Consider the following 18,199-nt stretch of genomic DNA (forward strand, 5'->3'; position numbering starts at 1 on the left):
AGGAGGTTAGTTGTATGTACTCATATTTTCTAAGACGAAATCGTCTTTTCCACAAAACTATTTCTATACTGATATTTCTATTCGTTTATCCTTTGGTTTCTGCTGAATCCAGCAAAAAAGAGGTAGGTTTAAATGAAATTATAAATTTAGCAGAGAAAAATTCACCTTTGCTTATGTCGATGAATTCCGATTTGGAATCATTGTATTATAAAAAAAAGCAGGAAGGAATGACCCAAAATCCATCCGTTACCATCGACTACGGACAAAGAAAAGCTGCAAACGAATCTGGAGCTGAATATTCTTTCCAGTTTGAGCAACCAATTTATTACCCAGGAAGAAAAGAACTCAAACAACTGCTTGTTGATAATGATGCAAAGATAAAAGAAGTTCAGTATGCGGAAGCAAATAATTCAATTCGTTTGAATTCGGTTAAGTTCGCATACCGTTATTTCATTGCAGATCAAAAAAGGAATCATGTTAAAGAAAGAATTAGAAGGCTTTCCAAGATGGAGACTTATATAAAGGCGAGACCATTTATAACCCCTCAAGCCAAAACGGATCTTTTTATTATAGAAAGGCGATTACTCGGCTTAAAGAAACATTTTAACGATTTGGAATTGGATGCTTCCAAAAATTATGAATCAATGAATTTCTTTTTGCGAATGGAATCGGTTCCCATTCTATCTCTCCCTTTTTTTAACGAAGGAATCAAATTTGATCAAGCGGATCTTCTTAAAAAATCAATGAATCGGAATCCTATGATTCTTGCCGCAAAAGGAGAAATAGAAAAAGCGAAAACAGAGCTTCGGATGGCAAACTTGGAAAAATATCCTGACTATTCCGTAGTCAGCCAGGTAGGGGAAGACCGTTCAGGTGTCTCCAACCGTTTCTTCGATCTTGGATTGAAATTTAGAGTTCCTCTTTGGGATAGGTATCAGAACAAAGTCGGCTCCGCAGAAACCAACCTGGAAGCTAAGGCGAGTAAGCTTACCTATCAGGAAAGTCTGATAGGTATGACTTTTAATCAGGCATTTTTGGATTACGAACAATCAAAAGTAAATATCAAATTATTCAATTTATCAAAGTTAGATGAAATTGAAAGAGACTTGAATTTTGCGGATGTGGAGTTTACCAAAGCACGAATTCAGCTCATCAGTTACTTGGAATTGGAAAATCAACTCCATGAAACACATCATGCCATTTTAGATGCCCAGCAGACTCATATAGAAGCTTTTTTGAATCTTCTATATATTACCAATGAAAAAGAAATCATAGGAGTATTAAAGAATGTTAGCCAGACTTTTGAATACAATTTTAAATAATTCCATTCTATACATAAGTATCATTTTATTTCTTTTTATTTATGCATTTTTCAATTTAAAAGAAATTTCCATAGATGCAGTTCCTGACATAACAAATGTTCAGGTTATTGTTACGACCAATACTGGATCGCTTGATCCTGAGCAGGTGGAAAAGATCGTTACTTTCCCACTTGAAACCGAGTTCTTGGGTCTACCGAATTTGATTGATGTTCGTTCCGTTTCAAAATTCGGTCTTTCCAATATATCTTTGATCTTTAAAGAAGATACTGATATTTACTTAGCCCGCACTATGGTATCAGAAAGAATATCGAGTGCGAAAGGTCGATTGCCGAAGGGGCTTTCTCCTGAAATTACTCCGAATGCTACTGGACTTGGGGAAATTTTCTTTTATTCCGTAGAGGCGAAATCTGGTTCTAAATTGGAGCAACTTTCCGATAAAGATAGATTGTTATATCTTCGGACGCTTCAGGATTATACAGTTCGCCCTCAATTGAAAGCATTAGTTCCAGGTATTGTTGAAGTGGATTCTAACGGAGGTTATGAGAAAGAGATACACATTGATTTGATTCCTTCGAAAATGAAAAATAAAGGAATTACCGTTGATCAATTGATTACATCAATATCTACATTAGGCGAAAACTTTGGAGGAGGTGTCATTGAGGAAAATGGTAAAATTGCCATCGTAAGGACTTATGGTATTAAAAAGAATATCTCGGAAATATCCAAAATCCCAGTCCGCAGAACCTCTTATGGTGAATCCATTAATATTTCAGACGTAGCAAATGTAAATGAACATGGGAGGTTTCGGCTAGGTGGGGCTTCCTCAGGAGGAAAAGAAATAGTTCTTGGAACCGCACTTATGCTTAGGGGGGAGAATAGTTACAAGGTTAATGCAGAACTGAATCAAGCGATAGCAAAACTTAATCTTCCTGAAGACGTAGTTGTCAACGTAATTTTAGAACGATCTTTTTTGATTAATTCAACAATCCATACGGTATTAAAAAACCTAATAGAAGGAGCTATACTTGTTATCGTTACGCTCTTCTTTATTCTTTGGAATTGGAGAGCATCATTAATTGTTGCATCTATAATTCCTGGATCAATGTTACTTGCATCTCTTTGTATGAATTACTTTGGAATTTCAGCTAACCTGATGAGTTTAGGGGCAATCGACTTCGGTCTCTTGGTAGATGCATCCATCGTAATTACCGAAAGTGTTTTATCGAGATTTGAAAAGGAAGTTTATACTACCAAGGAGGAAAAAAGAAAAATCATTTTAAAATCCTCCATAGAAGTTTTAAAGCCAGTGTCATTCGGTGTGATTGTGATTATACTGGTGTATCTTCCTATTTTAAGTATGGATGGAATACCTGGTAAAATGTTCCGACCTATGGCAGAAACTGTTATTTTGGCTTTAATATTCAGTCTTTTTTTAGCCATATTTTTCCTTCCCCCTCTTTTGTATTTTTTTATCAAACCGAATTTAAAAGCCAATCATTCCACAAAGGAAAGCAAAATCATTGAGGCATATAGAGGCTTTTTGCCAAAGATTTTAGAAAAACCTAAAACACTCATCATTTGTTCCATTGCTTTTTTTATTCTTACTGGTATTGTTTATTTCCGACTTGGAACTGTATTTTTACCAAAACTGACAGAAGGCGACCTAATGTTGGTTATCGTTCGTGAAGGTGATATCGGTTTGGAAGAAAGTATCGTTGAACAACGAGATGTGGAAAAAATGCTCAGCAAACTTCCCGAAATTGAAAGTGTTTTTTCAAGGATCGGAACCAGTTCTGTTGCGAATGATCCGATGGGTCCATTCAATGCAGACACCTTTATCATATTAAAGAAAGAAACCCTTCCCGAACTATTAAAGACGGATAATTGGGAAAAGTTTTTGGATAAGATACATTCCACAGTTCAGGAAAAATATCCTAACTCAGAACTTACACTCAGTCAACCCTTGGAAGCACGTTTCAATGAATTATTAGAAGGGAGTAGAGCAGACATTAGTATAAGAATTTTGGGTAAAGATTTGAATGTATTATTTCAATTACAGGAATCATTGAAAAATGTTTTGGAAGGAATTGAGGGAGCAGAGGAAGTCGAGCTTGATCCGATCATGGCTTTAAGAAAAGCTCAAGTAATAGATTTGGTTCCTAATTTAGCAAAACTGAATTACTATAATATCCCACTAACTTCATTTAATACTACGGTGGAAGCTGCAATGAGTGGTTTTGAAGTAGGTAGTTACTATGAAGAAGAAGTAAGGTTTCCTATAAAGATGTGGCTTTCCGAAGAATTTCGCAATAAAGAATCGGAGATAACTAATATTAATATAGGAACGGATGACGGAGGCATGATTCCGATCCGACTTATGTCATCCATAGAAAGAAATGAAAAGGTAATGACGATATCGAGGAACCGTTCCAGACGTTTTGTTGCAGTCTCTGTTAATCTGCGGGGAAGAGATCTGGAAGGGTTTTATGAAGAAGCAAAAGCGAAAGTTGACTCTTTGAAGATTCCAGTAGGATATTCTGTTTTTTGGGGAGGACAGATAGAAAACCTCACACGGGCTAAAGAGAAACTGTCAATCATCATTCCGTCAACACTCTTTATGATCTTTATCGTATTGTATATCGGTCTCCAATCTTTCAAGCAGGCACTTCTTGTTTTTTTCTGTGTTCCTTTTGCACTAACAGGTGGTATTTGGCTGCTTTATCTCAGAGGGATGGATTTAAGTGTATCTGCTTTTGTGGGTTTTATTGCTCTCTCGGGCATTGCCGTGTTAAACGGTCTTGTTAAATTGGACACCATTCATAGAATTCGTGATGAGAAAAAAATATCTGTTAAAGAAGCAACCATGGAAGGTGCGACTAGCAGAATCAGACCTGTTGTTATGACAGCACTTGTTGCTTCGTTCGGTTTTTTGCCAATGGCATTCGGATCGGGACTTGGTTCCGAAGTCCAAAAACCTTTAGCGACGGTAGTCATCGGAGGAATCATTTCATCCACAATTCTCACATTGGTCATCTTACCAGTATTCTACTATTGGCTGGAGAAAGAATGATGGCTTGGCTTAAACTGTATTTGATCCTATGGTCAGTTTTACTTTCTTATAATAAGGATTTATAAAAAATGAAGAAGTTACCTAAAGAAACAAAAAAAGAAAAATCATGTTGTTCTGATGAAACGGAATGCGTAAGTAATGAGTCTTTCAGCGAGGAAAAGGATTCTTCGGATCATTCAAATTTCCGAATGTTTTTTCCAGTGATCGGATCTCTTTTCCTTTTAGGTGTGGGAATCATCTTCGATTATTACTTTTCTACATGGTTCTCAGGTTGGATTAGGTTTGTTTGGTACATACTTGCTTATCTTCCCGTTGGCTTTCCTGTTCTGAAAGAAGCCATAGAGTCAGTTTTAAAAGGAGATGTGTTTACCGAATTCGTATTGATGAGTATCGCCACTATGGGGGCATTTTATCTTTTGGAATATCCTGAAGGGGTAGCGGTCATGCTGTTTTATTCCGTTGGGGAAATATTTCAGACACTTGCCGTCAAAAAGGCAAAATTGAATATCAAACACCTTTTGGATCAGAGACCAGATATTGTAAATGTGGTTGTTGGTTCCGATAGCAAAGAAAAGAAAGCGTCTGAAGTTTCCATCGGAGAAACAATTCAACTCAAAGCTGGTGATAAATTGGCTCTTGACGGAATCCTGATTTCCGAGGTAGCAAGTTTTAATACTTCCGCTTTGACTGGCGAAAGTAAACCAGATACAAAAAGAGAAGGCGAGGTAGTGCTAGCTGGGATGATTAATCTTGGTAACCTAGCAAATATTAAAGTTACTACTAATTACAAAGATAGTAAACTTGCAAAAATTTTACAATTGATGGAAGACGCTGCTAGCAAAAAAGCTCCAACTGAAAAATTCATTCGTAAATTTGCAAAGATATACACTCCCGTTGTTGTGCTTCTTGCGGCAGGTATCTGCATAATACCTTACTTTCTAGTAGAAGAATTTATTTTTAACCAATGGTTTTATAGATCATTGGTATTTTTGGTGATTTCTTGTCCATGTGCTTTGGTTATTTCTATTCCGTTAGGTTACTTTGGTGGAATTGGTGCCGCATCCAGAAATGGAATCTTAATTAAGGGATCAAATTATTTGGATGCGATGGCTTCCATTCAGAATGTCGTTATGGATAAAACTGGAACATTGACAGAAGGAGTATTTGAAGTTCAGGAAGTGAAGATTGAACCAAATTACGAAAGAGAACAAATTTTAGATTATGTAAATGCCATAGAAAATAAATCCACTCATCCTGTCGCAACAGCCATTCGTAATTTTGTGGTCAAGATCAATGATAATCTTATGCTAAAGGATGTGGAGGAAATTCCAGGTTACGGTATGCATGCAACCATTGATAATAAGGAGATTTTAGTTGGTAACTTCAAATTATTGGATAAATACAAAGTTAGTTATGATGTCGATACTTCTACTTTCGTTTCTACAGTGATTGCTATTGCTATAGAACAAAAATTTGTTGGTTATATTTCTATTTCAGACAAAATCAAAGAAGATTCAGCAGTTACAATACAGGAATTGCACAAGCTGAATGTAAAAACAACTATGTTAAGTGGCGATAAATTATCGGTTGTTCGTTTTGTAGCAAGCAAAATAGGAGTGGATGAATTTTATGGAGATCTATTACCAGAAGACAAAGTAGAAAGAATTAAGCAGATTAAAACCAAGAACGAATCTGTCGCTTTCGTTGGAGATGGTATCAATGACGCACCTGTAATTGCGTTAAGCGACGTGGGGCTTGCTATGGGTGGACTCGGCAGCGATGCTACAATAGAAATTTCTGATATCGTAATTCAAGACGATCAGCCGAAGAAAATTCCGATGGCAATTCGAATTGGACGGACTACTAAAAATATAGTATGGCAAAATATCTGTTTAGCTTTCTTTGTTAAGGCAATTGTTCTGTTACTTGGTGCGGGAGGATTGGCTACAATGTGGGAGGCTGTTTTTGCAGATGTTGGAGTTGCACTTTTGGCTATCTTAAATTCAATTCGAATGCAGATGAAAAAGTTTTAAACTTATAATATCTTGAATCATCTTAACCGATTGGGATAGGAAATATCTCAATCGCCTTCTGAGCATAATCAAATCTTTGTATTGGTAAATCCCGAATTTGTCAAAAAGTTGATTCTACTTGTCTAATTTTTCTTGAAAACTAGTTCATCCCATGTTATGATCCTGGTATCAAATCCATAGCAAAAACATATACTAAGTTACCATCAATTCCTCAATATAAAGTAGGTGTTATACGGTTTCAGGCATGGTTAGGGGATCGTCTCATTACGGAGGAGACGATTCGGAAGTATTTCCAATTTTTAAAGAAGGAATTATCTCCAGCGTCTGTCCGATTAGCTAAAACATCAATTAAGCTTTGGGTTTTAAAGAATCATCCGAATCGGAATGATGTTATTTTTAGAAATGGATTGGAAACTGTTTTTAAAGAGATAAAGGTTCCCAAACCTAATATATCTCTTACTGATTCCAAGTTTTTAAGTGAGTCTGAAATTCAGATTCTTACTATTAAACTTCCGAAGAAATATAGTTTAATTTTTAAGGCACTCTATCTAACAGGATGTCGGATAAGCGAAGTTCTTTCTATCCGTCTTGATAAATGCATTCGGCTAGAAACTCATATTGAGGCGAAAGTTATTGGGAAGGGTGGTAAAGAGACCGTTTTAATTATCTCATTACCATTGTTCCAGGAAATCATGAAAATATTTAAAGGAAAAGTATTTCTATTTGAGAATTTGGATACTGGGAGACCGTATAGCAGACAGCTTGTGCATAGAAATTTTCAGAGAGTCGGATTGGTGGAATTAAATAGAAAGGTTCACCCTCATCAGTCTAGGCATAGTCGGATAACACATCTACTGCAATCAGGGAAGTCCTTGGATGCGGTGTCGAGGTTTGCAAACCACTTTGATCCTGCTTTTACTGCTAGGGTCTATGGACATAACCGTTTAACTGCGAAAGAGATTTTAGATTCTTCGGTTATTTAATAAAATAAGATTCAAATATATTTTATTGAAGATAAACGTGGTTTTGGGCTTTCGCTCTGAACCTCGAACTACAATGTTTCACAGTTATACCGAAGAATTTGAAATTTAAAAAATAAGGATAAATGCTCAATAAAAAAGAATTAATTACAGAATAAGCAGAAAAGTTTTTTGACAACAATCACTCGTTTTGTCATTATTTGCCATTCACTAAGTTTGATGATAAAAATATCTACCGTAGAGGTAAAAAATGAATGCAGGATCAAAATGGAGTAAATGGGATTTGCATGTACATACACCTTCTTCGATAATTCAACAGTATGGTAATGAAAATGAAGAAACTTGGGAGAGGTTTATCTCAGATTTAGAAAATCTACCTCCTGAATTTTCAGTCATTGGCATTAATGATTATTTATTTTTAGATGGATATGAAAAATTATTATACGAAAAAAGCAAAAATAATCGGTTAAAAAATATTAAATTACTTTTACCCGTCGTTGAATTTCGTATTGATAAATTTACAGGGATAGAATTTGGAAAATTTAAAAGAATTAATTTACATGTTATATTCTCAAATGAAATTGCTGTTGAGACAATTAAAAGCCAGTTTCTTCAAACTCTTGAACAAAGTTATGTTCTTAATACGGGAGAAGCATGGAGTAGAGCAATTACAAGGGAGAGTGTTTCTGAACTAGGCATTAAAATTAAAAAAAATAGTCCCCCATCTAAGTTAAGTAAATTTGGAAACGATTTGACTGAAGGATTTAATAACTTGAATATTAAAGAAGATGAAATATTTAAATCTCTGAAAAAAGATTGTTTCACAGGCAAATATCTTACAGCAATTGGAAAAACAGAATGGGGAGATTTGAAATGGACAGACTCTTCTATTGCAACTAAAAAAACGATAATCAATAGTGCTGATTTAGTATTTACTTCATCTGAATCGGTCTCTTTATTTCATAATGCCAAAAACGCTTTAAAAGCACAAAAAGTAAATGATCTATTATTAGATTGTAGTGATGCACATGATTTCTCATATTCGCAGACTAAAGATCGTATAGGCAAATGCTTCACTTGGATAAAAGCAGATCCGACATTCGATGGACTGAAACAAATATTATTCGAGCCTGATAATCGACTTCATATTGGCGAAAATTCTCCAATTAATCCACCTATAAGGATTGATAAGATTGTATTTGATTTTCCTGAAGAGCTAACTTTTGAAAATGATTCCTTCTGCTTCTCAGGAAAAAATGAAATAAATTTTAGCCCTAATTTTACATGCCTTATTGGAGGGCGGGGAGTTGGGAAGAGCACAATACTCAATTTAATTCATGAAAAACTTAGACCATCAGAGAATGTTTTTTTTAAAGATAAAAAAATTCGAAGTAGTGAAAATGGTAAATTGGTTTCAATTGGTTCTTGTATTCAAATAGATGAAGATTCGGATGAAAAATACATAGAGTTTTTAAGTCAGAATGAAGTAGAGGAATTTGCAAAAGACCATCTGAAATTAACAGCCGCAATTTATGCAAGAATTTTAAGGAGAGATGAAAACGGAACAATTGCTAAGCTAGAAAAACAGTTAAAAAGTGAGATTTCTTTATTCGACCAACACATTAGCCATAAGAATAGGCTGACTTTTTTGGAAGCGGATTTAATTCAGAAAAATAAAGAGATAGAAACAAATAAAAGAATAATTGAGTCTTTCTCAAATGTGGAATATATTAAAATTAATTCAGAGATAAATACAATCGCAAGTAAACTGAATGATATTAACGAATCGAAAAAAAATTATGAGCAGTTGGGTGATGAATTAGATAAAATCCTAGAAAATCATAATATAAAAGATAACTCTAATTTATATTCAGAACAAATAAATATTATAATTCTAGGAATACAAACATTATTGTCTAATGCGAAAGCAGTTGACTATTCCGCTGTTGAGGAGTTAAAAAAAATATTAAGTAAAGAGTTACTGTCTACAAAAGAAAAATTACGGCTATACTTATCAAATAAGGGATTAACTGAAGAAAATCAAAAAGATATTACGAATGCAAATTTAATTGCGAATGAATTAAACCAAGAATTAACAAAAAAAAATCAAGAGGTTCAATTATTAAAAGCAACGATTGCTGACTATAATCTAGAAGATATGAAAAACGCAAGTATTGATTATCAGAATGAAATAAAGAAGCAAATTATAGCTATTAGCAATATATTAGAAAATATCGAAAACCCTTCTGTAAAACCGATTTCCTTGCATTTGGAGTTTGATTTGGAGGCTGCCTGCGAAAAGATATTTAATGATTTCAAATTACTTTTTGGATATCGTATGGATTTGAGTAACGTAAGGAATGAAGCGAAATTAAAAGAAATATTGTTTTGCCTTTCGCCTGATCAATTGTCGGAGAGGGAGATTTTTTGTGAAAAGATTAGAGACTTTAAATCTACTTCAATATTAAAGCCGTTTCTATTAGAGTTATTTGCTATTGATTCAAATTTTGAGTTATATAAATTAATCACTGAAAAAAATCTATTAGATTATTCTGAATTTAAAAAGGTGAAAGTAAGATACGATAATAAAGCTATCGAAAGCTCTTCATTTGGGCAACGATGCACTGCCGTATTAGTTATACTTTTATTATTAGGAAACAATCCGATAATAATTGATGAGCCTGAAGCTCATTTAGATAGTTTATTAATATCAAATTATCTAGTTGAGGTGATTAAAAGTCGTAAGAGGGATAGACAAATAATATTTGCTACACATAATGCAAATTTTGTTATCAATGGTGATGCAGAGCTTATTCATATTCTCGATATTGATGAAACAAACAATAAAACAAAGATTATAAGCACTACCATTGAAAATTTTTTAACGAGAGACAAGTTGATAGGTTTAGAGGGCGGTAAGGAAGCATTTCAAAAAAGGGAATATAGATATCTTCGTTAGTAATTGTAATTTCATATTATATTTGCAAAATTGAAAATCCTTAAATGTTAAATTTAATTCTGATTGAATTCCATCGAATTTTTCCGCTTTCATACTTGGTTAGATTATTTTCTTTATTTTTAGGCGGTCGATGCTGTGACGGATATGCTATATAGTTATTATATACTAAGGGAATACTGAATCGACATACTTGCGTTATTTAATGCTCAAGGTAAAATGAGATTGCATCTTTTAGAAAAGTTAGGTTTTCAAAGTTATTTGATCGAGCAAGTCTAAAATTGAACGAATCAATGTTTCTGCTAGGTATGCAAAATTCTTTTTCAATCATCCATTTGAAATATTTTATTAAATATTTGCCTGGGATATGAATCAATATTTCATAGGTGTCGAAAAGCTTAAATTTGGATTGGATTTTCTTAACTTCAGTGTCAACAAGAAGACTATTATTTGTTATAGATAAAGCGGTTTGAATTTCTTTTTTATAATTTTCTAATTGTTCTTGATTCAGTGTAATTTTATCACCGAACTTTATATATTTTTCGGGTGGATCAGAAGCATTTTTCACTTTCAAACAATAAGTTTGAACTAATAAATGCAATAAAGTTATATCTGCAAATAATTCGAGGGCTTGATCTAAGGATTTCGCATAATTTAAATTTTTTAAAATTTCGGAACGCTTTGACTTTGGTTTTTCTTCAATAATGTATTCAATAAAAGAATGTTCAAGTATTAGATAGTTTTCAATTGAATATTGATCTAAATAAAAAAGATTCTTGAAAGTTTTTTTTTGAGACAATAAATCATCAAAATCTTTATCTACAATATAGACTTTATTTTTATCGTTTTGATTCAATTCTGCGTTATATATAACATTATATTTTCCTCGCAAAGGAAAAATTTTAGAAAATTTAATGTCGGCAAAAAGTTTTCGAAAAATCTCAAAATAGAAATTTTCTTGATCTTCGTCTTCTATATAAAAGTTGACATCATTGAATTGAAGATAAAAAACATCAATACCTTTTAAAAAAGCATCAGATTTTGATGGTATACTGCTTTCATCCGTAATCATCATTAGCTCATGTATGGAAGTAATACTTTGCAATATTCTTTGTTGTTCCCAACTATAATAGGGGAATGAGTTGCAATAATTATTTGCGTGTTTTTTGGCGTAAGAGTTTTTACTGCATTTAAGAATTCTTCTTGCCACTTTGGGTGAAGAGAAAGCTCTGGCTCGTCAAGAATAAAGATTGTACCGTCTTTATTGAAGAGACGTAAATATGTAAGTAGAATTAAAATTTGCTTCTCACCCGATGAAAGAGTTTTGATGTCTCGATTTTTTGATATTACCTTGCCATCTTTATCTAGAACATTGAAACTTAATTGTGACAATGCTTTATGGAAAGTAAGTTCTTTTGAAGAGTCATTTAAAAATCTATTTACTGTTTCTAAGTATAATTTAATTTCTGAGTAGTATTCTTGAGATTTCTTATCAAATTCCTCAAATTCGTTAATAAATTCTTTTAACTTTTTGAATTGGCTAATATTGGATAAATAGAGGATTGTGAAACGTTTATCTTCTTTGAAACTCTCTGCTTGTTTTAAAACTTTTGTTAAATTATTAAAATATCTCTCGATTTTCATTAATAAAGAATCTGTTTTTTTTATTCTACTTTGAAAATTATTTCCATCACTAATCGTTTCTTTGAAAAAAGTTTCAACTTTTTTGTGTAGATTTTCAACTTGTTGAATTGTAATAATTGAGATATTTTCTAATTCGCTTAAACTATCCAATGTTATTTCATCAAATGCCGACATCATGATTTTATTATTTAGTATTCCGTTTAAATTAACGATTTTGTTTCTATAAATATTGTATTCTTTGTTTGCTAAATTTCTAACTTCATCGAGTGGTGATACTTCACCTGAATTTTCATTGGTAAATAGTCTTGTTTTGTCATTGAATATTATCACTTCATCTTTTTTTTCGGTAAAAAGATGTCTATCTAATCCAATGGCAACTGGTTTGGGTAGTTCATTGTATAGAAAAGCCCAAGTTTCAGTTTCTTCTTTATCGGGACCAAGTCCAACATATTCTTTGTAAAGCCGTTCTTTTTGAGCTTCATTCTGATTAAGTTTAGATGTTGGGATTTTTAATCTAACTGTCAAGGGTATGAATATTTTATTATCGGTGAGATTTTGAAGTTTATAGATTAGCGTTTTATCATCTTGCTCGATTTCAATCAAATACTCTTTTTCTTGGTAATGAAATGTTAGCGTTAGGCTTTCAAATTCTGTTACGGCAAGATGTGCTAGGGAAGGAGTTAACATCCAGTTAATAATGTTTAGTACACTTGTCTTGCCAGAACCGTTTATGCCTACAATCAAATTAATGTCTTCATTGAAATCAATTGATTTATATAGGTAGCCATAAAGCTTATTGATATTTAATATTTTTGCTTTCATTGAAATTTTTCTCTCTAGTTAACATAATGTTAATTGGACATCTTGAGCATTCTTGGTTATCCTTAATTTACAATCAATTCTTTTTAATCTTCTTTTGCGTTGATCAAACTTATATAGAGTTTCATTGTTGCATTACCTTTTATCGGATTAGACATAATAATAGTTTGATTATTAAAAACCGTATATTTCTCCAAATCATATATAATCTGGACAGGTTTTAACAAAGAATAATAGATCTTTGTTGCCTAATTTAGGAAGATTTATCGGTTGCTCCACTTTCGTTAATTTGATATTTTGCTCTTTTGAAACTCCCTTTTTTATAGAAAAGAGCAAAACTCTTTTGCTTTCTTTATAAAAATTAGTCGTATCAATTATCGGAAATAACCTAACTTGAAGTTAAGTTTTAAATAAAAAATCTCCCACTTCCATCTCTTTCTTGCTCAGTTCCTAACAATTTTCCTTTGACATTTCCTAAATTTTAGTATAGAAGTTCCCTCTATGTCAGGAATAAAACATCTAAAAATAGGACTTCCGCTAGAACCTACAGCTAAACAGAGGGCAGGTGTTAAAATGACAAGGAGCCTATCCCCATCCCACACATTTCCCCCAAATTCCACTTCCGAAGCAGACCCCTTACTAACGCAAGGTGTCACTTCTTCCTCACGTTCCGCTTCCCCTCACTCCGCAGAGGGAAAACTCCACCCGAAGTCCCTCAAAGAAGAAAACCCTTCCACACTTATCTCCCATTTTATTAATACAAAAACCTTCAGGAATTCTTATGATTACAAAAATCCTCTACTGATGAATGAGGAGGTAAATAGACATTACAAAATTAAATCCCTTACTATCTTAGCAAAATTATTTAATAAAAATTGTGACTGTAATGAACCTTCCCTTGTATTTCTAAAAGTAAAAAATAGAGATACAGTAGGTCGTTGTTCCAATTGCCAAAAACAAGTATCTATTACTTCAAAGACACCATTTGATAACTTCAAACTGCCCCTAAGTTATTTTTCCTATATACTTCATGATCAGATTTTACAATATCCAAAGGTTGTTACTTCCACTGAGATCAGTAGAAAATTAAACTTACCTTACAAAACTGCCTATTACTTAAAGAGAAGAATTCAGGTCGTTACTTCACTTCTAAATGAAACACTTCAAAAGCAACTTTATAATGAATTAGAAGAATATGGTAATAAAAACCCTATAAAATTACCTAAGAGTGGTGATCTAAGACCTTTGATAGCAAATAAGCCAGTTGCGGTAGCGGATAGCGTTGTATTATACTCTTCATCCCTTAGAGCCAATAAACATAGAAGTAGAAGATACAAAACTGGAACTTCCAGTATCTATTTATCTAATAGCTTAGGAGGGGAACAGAAGGGGATCTTAGTCCATACAGTCGGAGTGAATCATGGAATGACATTTTACAAAAGTATCCCTCTGAATAATCAAAGTTACTTACTTCAAGATCTAAATTCTAAGATACCTCAAGCTATTCCTTTATTCACAGATGAAGGTTATACATTTATATGGGATAGACCCAATCATAGGATGGTGAATCATTCCAAGAAGAGTAGTGACCATAGATACAATTTGAGTCGGGAGAGATGGATTACAAAAGACGGAGTCTCTTCTAATGGTGCAGAAGCAAGGAACAATACATTAAAGCAATCATTCCGTAGTTACCATTATATTTCTCCGAAGTGGAGCCAATTGTACTTAGATGAAATTAGTTTCTTAGGGAACTTGAGATACAGTGAAGGCTTGAAGAAGCTTCTTTTGGACGATACGGATGTGGGACTTGGTGATAGGGACTAGGACTTGCCCCAGGAGGGAATCGAACCCCCACTGTCGGTTCCGAAGACCGATGTTCTATCCGTTGAACTACCAGGGCTTAAGTTTGTAAGGTCATGTTGTTTCGGGGGGAGATGGGGGCAAATGCTTTTTTAGGTTAGGGAAAGCGAGGTTAAGGAACACCCAGAAGAGATACACGGTCCAGACATATAGGAACAATCTCAGTCCGTAAAGAACATAGTAGATGGGGTGGTTTTTGGCAGGGATGATGAAGATTTTCAAATCATTTTCTTCCAGGATTTCGCAACCTGGGATTTTTTCCCGAATGGTTTCGAAGGTTTTGCGAAATTCGGAAACGCGGAGGGATTTGTCTATATGGGAATCGTTTGAAAAACGAAGGGAGCCATCATCGCCAAATACATAGAAGGTGGATTCCCATCCGATGAATCGAAAGTCCACGGGTGAGTAACCTGACATATTTTTTGCGAAAAAATAAAACTCATCGTTTCCTAAGCGAAAAGAGGGCAACTGGCCTTCCAAACGGATTTTTTCTGCACTGAATCCATCCTCATAAAAATCGGACCAATCCCCCCATCGAAGGATTGTTTGGTTGTCCCTATACCACAAAAATCCTCCCAAATCGGGCAGACTTTCCAGGTCTTGGATCAAACCGACTTTGGATTCCCGGTTTCCTGCGAGTATCTTATCTTTCGTATTTTCATAAACCAATCTGTTTTTGATAAAACTGCGGAGGTTTTTGATTTCTTCAAAATTCTTTTCCCGCACTCTTTTCCCGATTTCCGTTTCTTCTTTTTTCTGAGGGGATAAAAACACATCTTCCGCGATCCCATCCCAAAATTCGTTGTAAAATGTGGTTGTTTGCGCTTCCAGACCTTGCAGGGAAAATCCGACAAAGAAGATGATAATAGATTTAAAAAAAGAGTTCCCCATAGTTTCCTATATCGGAGAATTTTCCGAATATGATAACCTGTCCGATTTGCGATTCACAAAAGGAAAAAATAAATATCATCCGGGAAACGAAACATTGGGTATTGCGGGAAGCACCTTCCGACAAATCCCTTTCCGGGTATTTGTATTTGGAATCCAAAAGACATGTGGAATCCTGGACTTCCCTCACAAAAGAAGAATGTTCGGATTACGGAGAGATTCTTTATTCCGCTCTGGAATCTGGTTCCACATTGGAAGTGAAACCGGAAAAAATTTATTTTGCGGCGATTGCGGAAAAGGTTCCGCATTTGCATGTTCACTTGGTTCCCAGATATGAAGGTCAGGAAAAAGGAATCCCTCATTTGGAAAAGGCATTGGGTCCCGGTTTTTCCAAACCGCTCTAAATCAAATTCAAATAATTCTTTCCAAACCGGAAAAATCCATTCTTCTTTTGGGAATGATTTCTTTAAAAGACACAGCTTCACTTTCCGATAAGTTTTTAGTTTCCGATGAGGAATTGGAAAGATTGCAAGAGAGACTCTTTCTTTTGCAAACACGAAGTTTTGACAAGGGAATCGCACATATCTTTATCATTGAAGGTTGGTCTTCCAGCGGTAGGGGTGAACTTTTGAAAACTCTGACAGTACGTTTGGATCCTAAGAAGTTCAAGGTCCATTCTCCCGATCTTCAAGCTTCCGAAGGAAATGAGTTTCCTTTTTTATGGAAATTTTGGCAAATATTACCACGGTTTGGTGAATCTCTTTTTTATCTGAATTCTTATTACGGAAAGATGATTTATCTTTTGGCAAAGAAAAAAATCAAAAAAAGAGAATATCAGGAAAATCTAAAGTACGTTTTAAATACGGAAGCTATGTTGTCTTTGGAAAAGGTTCGTTTTCATAAATTCTTTTTCCATTTGAATCCGAAGGAACAAAAAAAAAGATTTTCCGAATCCAAAAAGGAAAAACGAAATTGGGAATTGTCGTCTTACGATAAAGATCAGTTTAAAAATTATTCCAGATATCGCAAGTTATTCGAAGAATGTCTCTCCGATACCCATACTGAAATTTCTCCCTGGACGATCATAGAAGCCGATGATTTGAGCAAAGCAAAGACAAAACTATTATTTTCTCTGATTGAATCTATGGAGTCCATTTTGGAAATGGATTCCGATGCGGAACGAAGTCTTTTAAAAAACGAGGCGATCAGTCTATGAAAGATACTTTTCCAACCGGAATTCTCGATCTCAAAAATCTGGATCTGACTCAAAAATTGGATCGCTCCAATTACAAATTACAAATGAAAAAATTGAAAGAAAGGATTCGAATCGCCACTCTTTACGCGAAGCAGACCCGTCGTTCCATCGTATTCGTATTTGAAGGCTGGGACGCTGCGGGAAAGGGTGGTGCAATTCGTCGTTTAACGGAAGAAATCGATCCGACTCTTTATACGGTTCATAGCATCGCTGCACCGACTAGTGAAGAAAAATTAAGACATTATCTTTGGAGATTTTGGAATCGGATTCCAAAGCAAGGATTTGTCGGAATTTTCGATCGTTCCTGGTATGGAAGAGTGCTTGTGGAAAGGATCGAAGGATTTGCCACGGAAGTAGAATGGAAAAGATCTTTTGGTGAGATCGTGGACTTCGAAAAACAACTGATACATGGCGGAACAATTGTAATCAAGTTTTGGCTGCATATCGATTCCGAAGAACAACTTAAAAGGTTCGATTACAGAAAAAACGACCCTCTCAAACGCTGGAAATTGACCGAAGAAGATTACCGCAATCGCGACAAATGGGGAAAGTATGAAGTCGCAGCGAATGAAATGTTTGTGAAGACGGATCATCCGGATGCTCCCTGGGTTTTGGTACCAGCCAACGATAAATACTTTGCAAGATGTTTTGTTTTGACCCAAGCGGTAAACTTTTTGGAAGATAAATTGAATATTCCCAAAAAGTTTAAGTAGTCTATCTATCGAGTTATATTTCTGGTTGACGATAGTAATGGAAAACAGTAATATTAGCTGTGATTTTATCTTTTCGGGACAATGAAACTCAGAAAATTTGGAATCAAGAATTTTCAAAAAAGTTGCCTACCCAGATTCAACAAGTAGCTTATAGAAAACTGGTTATGATTGCTCGAGCGAAAGAAATCGATGATTTAAAAATTCCCCCTGCAAACAGATTGGAAAAACTTCATGGCAATAGAAATTCTCAGTTTAGCATTCGGATTAACTACCAATGGCGTGTTTGCTTTTAATGGAATGAAGGAAATGCTTATGAAGTCGAAATTGTCGATTATCATTAGGAGTTATTATGAAAAAAATTAAAAATGTACATCCGGGTGAAATTTTGAACGAAGAATTCCTTCTTCCAATGGGTATTTCTGCTTATAGACTTGCCAAAGAAACTAAACTTTCTCCAACTCGCATAAGCGATATCATTCATGAAAGAAGAGGGATCTCCGCGGATACTGCTTTAAGATTTTCTAAATTCTTTGGTAATTCTGTCGAATTTTGGATGGGCATTCAAAATGAATTTGAGATCAGAGAGGAAAAAGAAAAAATCAAGAAGGATCTCAATGAAATTAAAAATTACAAGGAACTTAAAATTGCATAGGACC

At 34.4% G+C, this 18,199-nt stretch carries 14 protein-coding genes and 1 tRNA gene; 11 read left to right on the plus strand and 4 right to left on the minus strand.

Annotated features, from left to right (window positions below; translation table 11 throughout):
• Nucleotides 1-14: 14 nt before the first annotated feature.
• From DI077_RS07655 to DI077_RS07675, 5 genes are all read left to right on the plus strand, one after another.
• Nucleotides 15-1,322: a TolC family protein gene (locus tag DI077_RS07655; protein ID WP_109018508.1), complete on the plus strand. Its 1,308-nt coding sequence runs from the start codon at nucleotides 15-17 to the stop codon at nucleotides 1,320-1,322.
• The gene (locus DI077_RS07660) at nucleotides 1,288-4,392 is read left to right on the plus strand and encodes an efflux RND transporter permease subunit (protein WP_109018509.1); all 3,105 of its coding nucleotides are present in this window, start codon (nucleotides 1,288-1,290) and stop codon (nucleotides 4,390-4,392) included. The genes DI077_RS07655 and DI077_RS07660 overlap by 35 nt, the downstream gene beginning before the upstream one ends.
• A 68-nt stretch (nucleotides 4,393-4,460) precedes the next feature.
• On the plus strand, nucleotides 4,461-6,425 hold the full coding sequence (locus DI077_RS07665; protein ID WP_109018510.1) for a heavy metal translocating P-type ATPase: 1,965 nt from the start codon (nucleotides 4,461-4,463) through the stop codon (nucleotides 6,423-6,425).
• A 407-nt stretch (nucleotides 6,426-6,832) separates the two neighbouring features.
• Nucleotides 6,833-7,408 (plus strand): tyrosine-type recombinase/integrase, encoded by a 576-nt coding sequence (locus DI077_RS07670; protein WP_167837064.1) that lies wholly within the window; start codon nucleotides 6,833-6,835, stop codon nucleotides 7,406-7,408.
• A 247-nt stretch (nucleotides 7,409-7,655) separates the two neighbouring features.
• Entirely contained in the window at nucleotides 7,656-10,364 is a 2,709-nt protein-coding gene (locus tag DI077_RS07675) for a TrlF family AAA-like ATPase (RefSeq protein WP_109018512.1), read from the plus strand.
• A 199-nt stretch (nucleotides 10,365-10,563) separates the two neighbouring features.
• On the opposite strand, the gene DI077_RS07680 is transcribed toward DI077_RS07675, so the two are convergent.
• Together DI077_RS07680 and DI077_RS07685 are read right to left on the minus strand one after the other, a co-directional pair.
• Nucleotides 10,564-11,436: a DUF4435 domain-containing protein gene (locus DI077_RS07680; RefSeq protein WP_109018513.1), complete on the minus strand. Its 873-nt coding sequence runs from the start codon at nucleotides 11,434-11,436 to the stop codon at nucleotides 10,564-10,566.
• Entirely contained in the window at nucleotides 11,436-12,827 is a 1,392-nt protein-coding gene (locus tag DI077_RS07685) for an ATP-binding protein (protein WP_109018514.1), read from the minus strand. The genes DI077_RS07680 and DI077_RS07685 overlap by 1 nt, the downstream gene beginning before the upstream one ends.
• Before the next feature lie 498 nt (nucleotides 12,828-13,325).
• On the opposite strand from DI077_RS07685, the gene DI077_RS07690 reads away from it, so the two are divergent.
• The gene (locus DI077_RS07690) at nucleotides 13,326-14,651 is read left to right on the plus strand and encodes a transposase (RefSeq protein WP_242935403.1); all 1,326 of its coding nucleotides are present in this window, start codon (nucleotides 13,326-13,328) and stop codon (nucleotides 14,649-14,651) included.
• A 4-nt stretch (nucleotides 14,652-14,655) separates the two neighbouring features.
• Here DI077_RS07690 and DI077_RS07695 read toward each other — a convergent pair.
• Nucleotides 14,656-14,727, minus strand: a tRNA-Arg gene (locus tag DI077_RS07695).
• A gap of 14 nt (nucleotides 14,728-14,741) precedes the next feature.
• Nucleotides 14,742-15,578, minus strand: a complete 837-nt coding sequence (locus tag DI077_RS07700; RefSeq protein ID WP_109018516.1) for a hypothetical protein — start codon at nucleotides 15,576-15,578, stop codon at nucleotides 14,742-14,744.
• A 29-nt stretch (nucleotides 15,579-15,607) separates the two neighbouring features.
• Between DI077_RS07700 and DI077_RS07705 the strand changes: the two genes are divergently transcribed.
• From DI077_RS07705 to DI077_RS07725, 5 genes are read left to right on the plus strand one after another with little or no spacing between them, the layout of a single operon-like run.
• Nucleotides 15,608-15,979: an HIT family protein gene (locus tag DI077_RS07705; protein ID WP_242935404.1), complete on the plus strand. Its 372-nt coding sequence runs from the start codon at nucleotides 15,608-15,610 to the stop codon at nucleotides 15,977-15,979.
• Between the two features lie 53 nt (nucleotides 15,980-16,032).
• Nucleotides 16,033-16,791: a polyphosphate kinase 2 family protein gene (locus DI077_RS07710; RefSeq protein ID WP_109018517.1), complete on the plus strand. Its 759-nt coding sequence runs from the start codon at nucleotides 16,033-16,035 to the stop codon at nucleotides 16,789-16,791.
• On the plus strand, nucleotides 16,788-17,543 hold the full coding sequence (locus DI077_RS07715) for a UDP-galactose-lipid carrier transferase (RefSeq protein WP_109018518.1): 756 nt from the start codon (nucleotides 16,788-16,790) through the stop codon (nucleotides 17,541-17,543). Before DI077_RS07710 ends, DI077_RS07715 begins: the two co-directional genes overlap by 4 nt.
• A 59-nt stretch (nucleotides 17,544-17,602) precedes the next feature.
• Nucleotides 17,603-17,836: a type II toxin-antitoxin system RelE/ParE family toxin gene (locus DI077_RS07720; protein ID WP_109018519.1), complete on the plus strand. Its 234-nt coding sequence runs from the start codon at nucleotides 17,603-17,605 to the stop codon at nucleotides 17,834-17,836.
• A gap of 56 nt (nucleotides 17,837-17,892) precedes the next feature.
• Nucleotides 17,893-18,195, plus strand: a complete 303-nt coding sequence (locus DI077_RS07725; protein WP_109018520.1) for a HigA family addiction module antitoxin — start codon at nucleotides 17,893-17,895, stop codon at nucleotides 18,193-18,195.
• The last annotated feature ends 4 nt before the right edge of the window (nucleotides 18,196-18,199 follow it).

The organism is Leptospira kobayashii (assembly GCF_003114835.2).
GTDB lineage: Bacteria > Spirochaetota > Leptospiria > Leptospirales > Leptospiraceae > Leptospira_A > Leptospira_A kobayashii.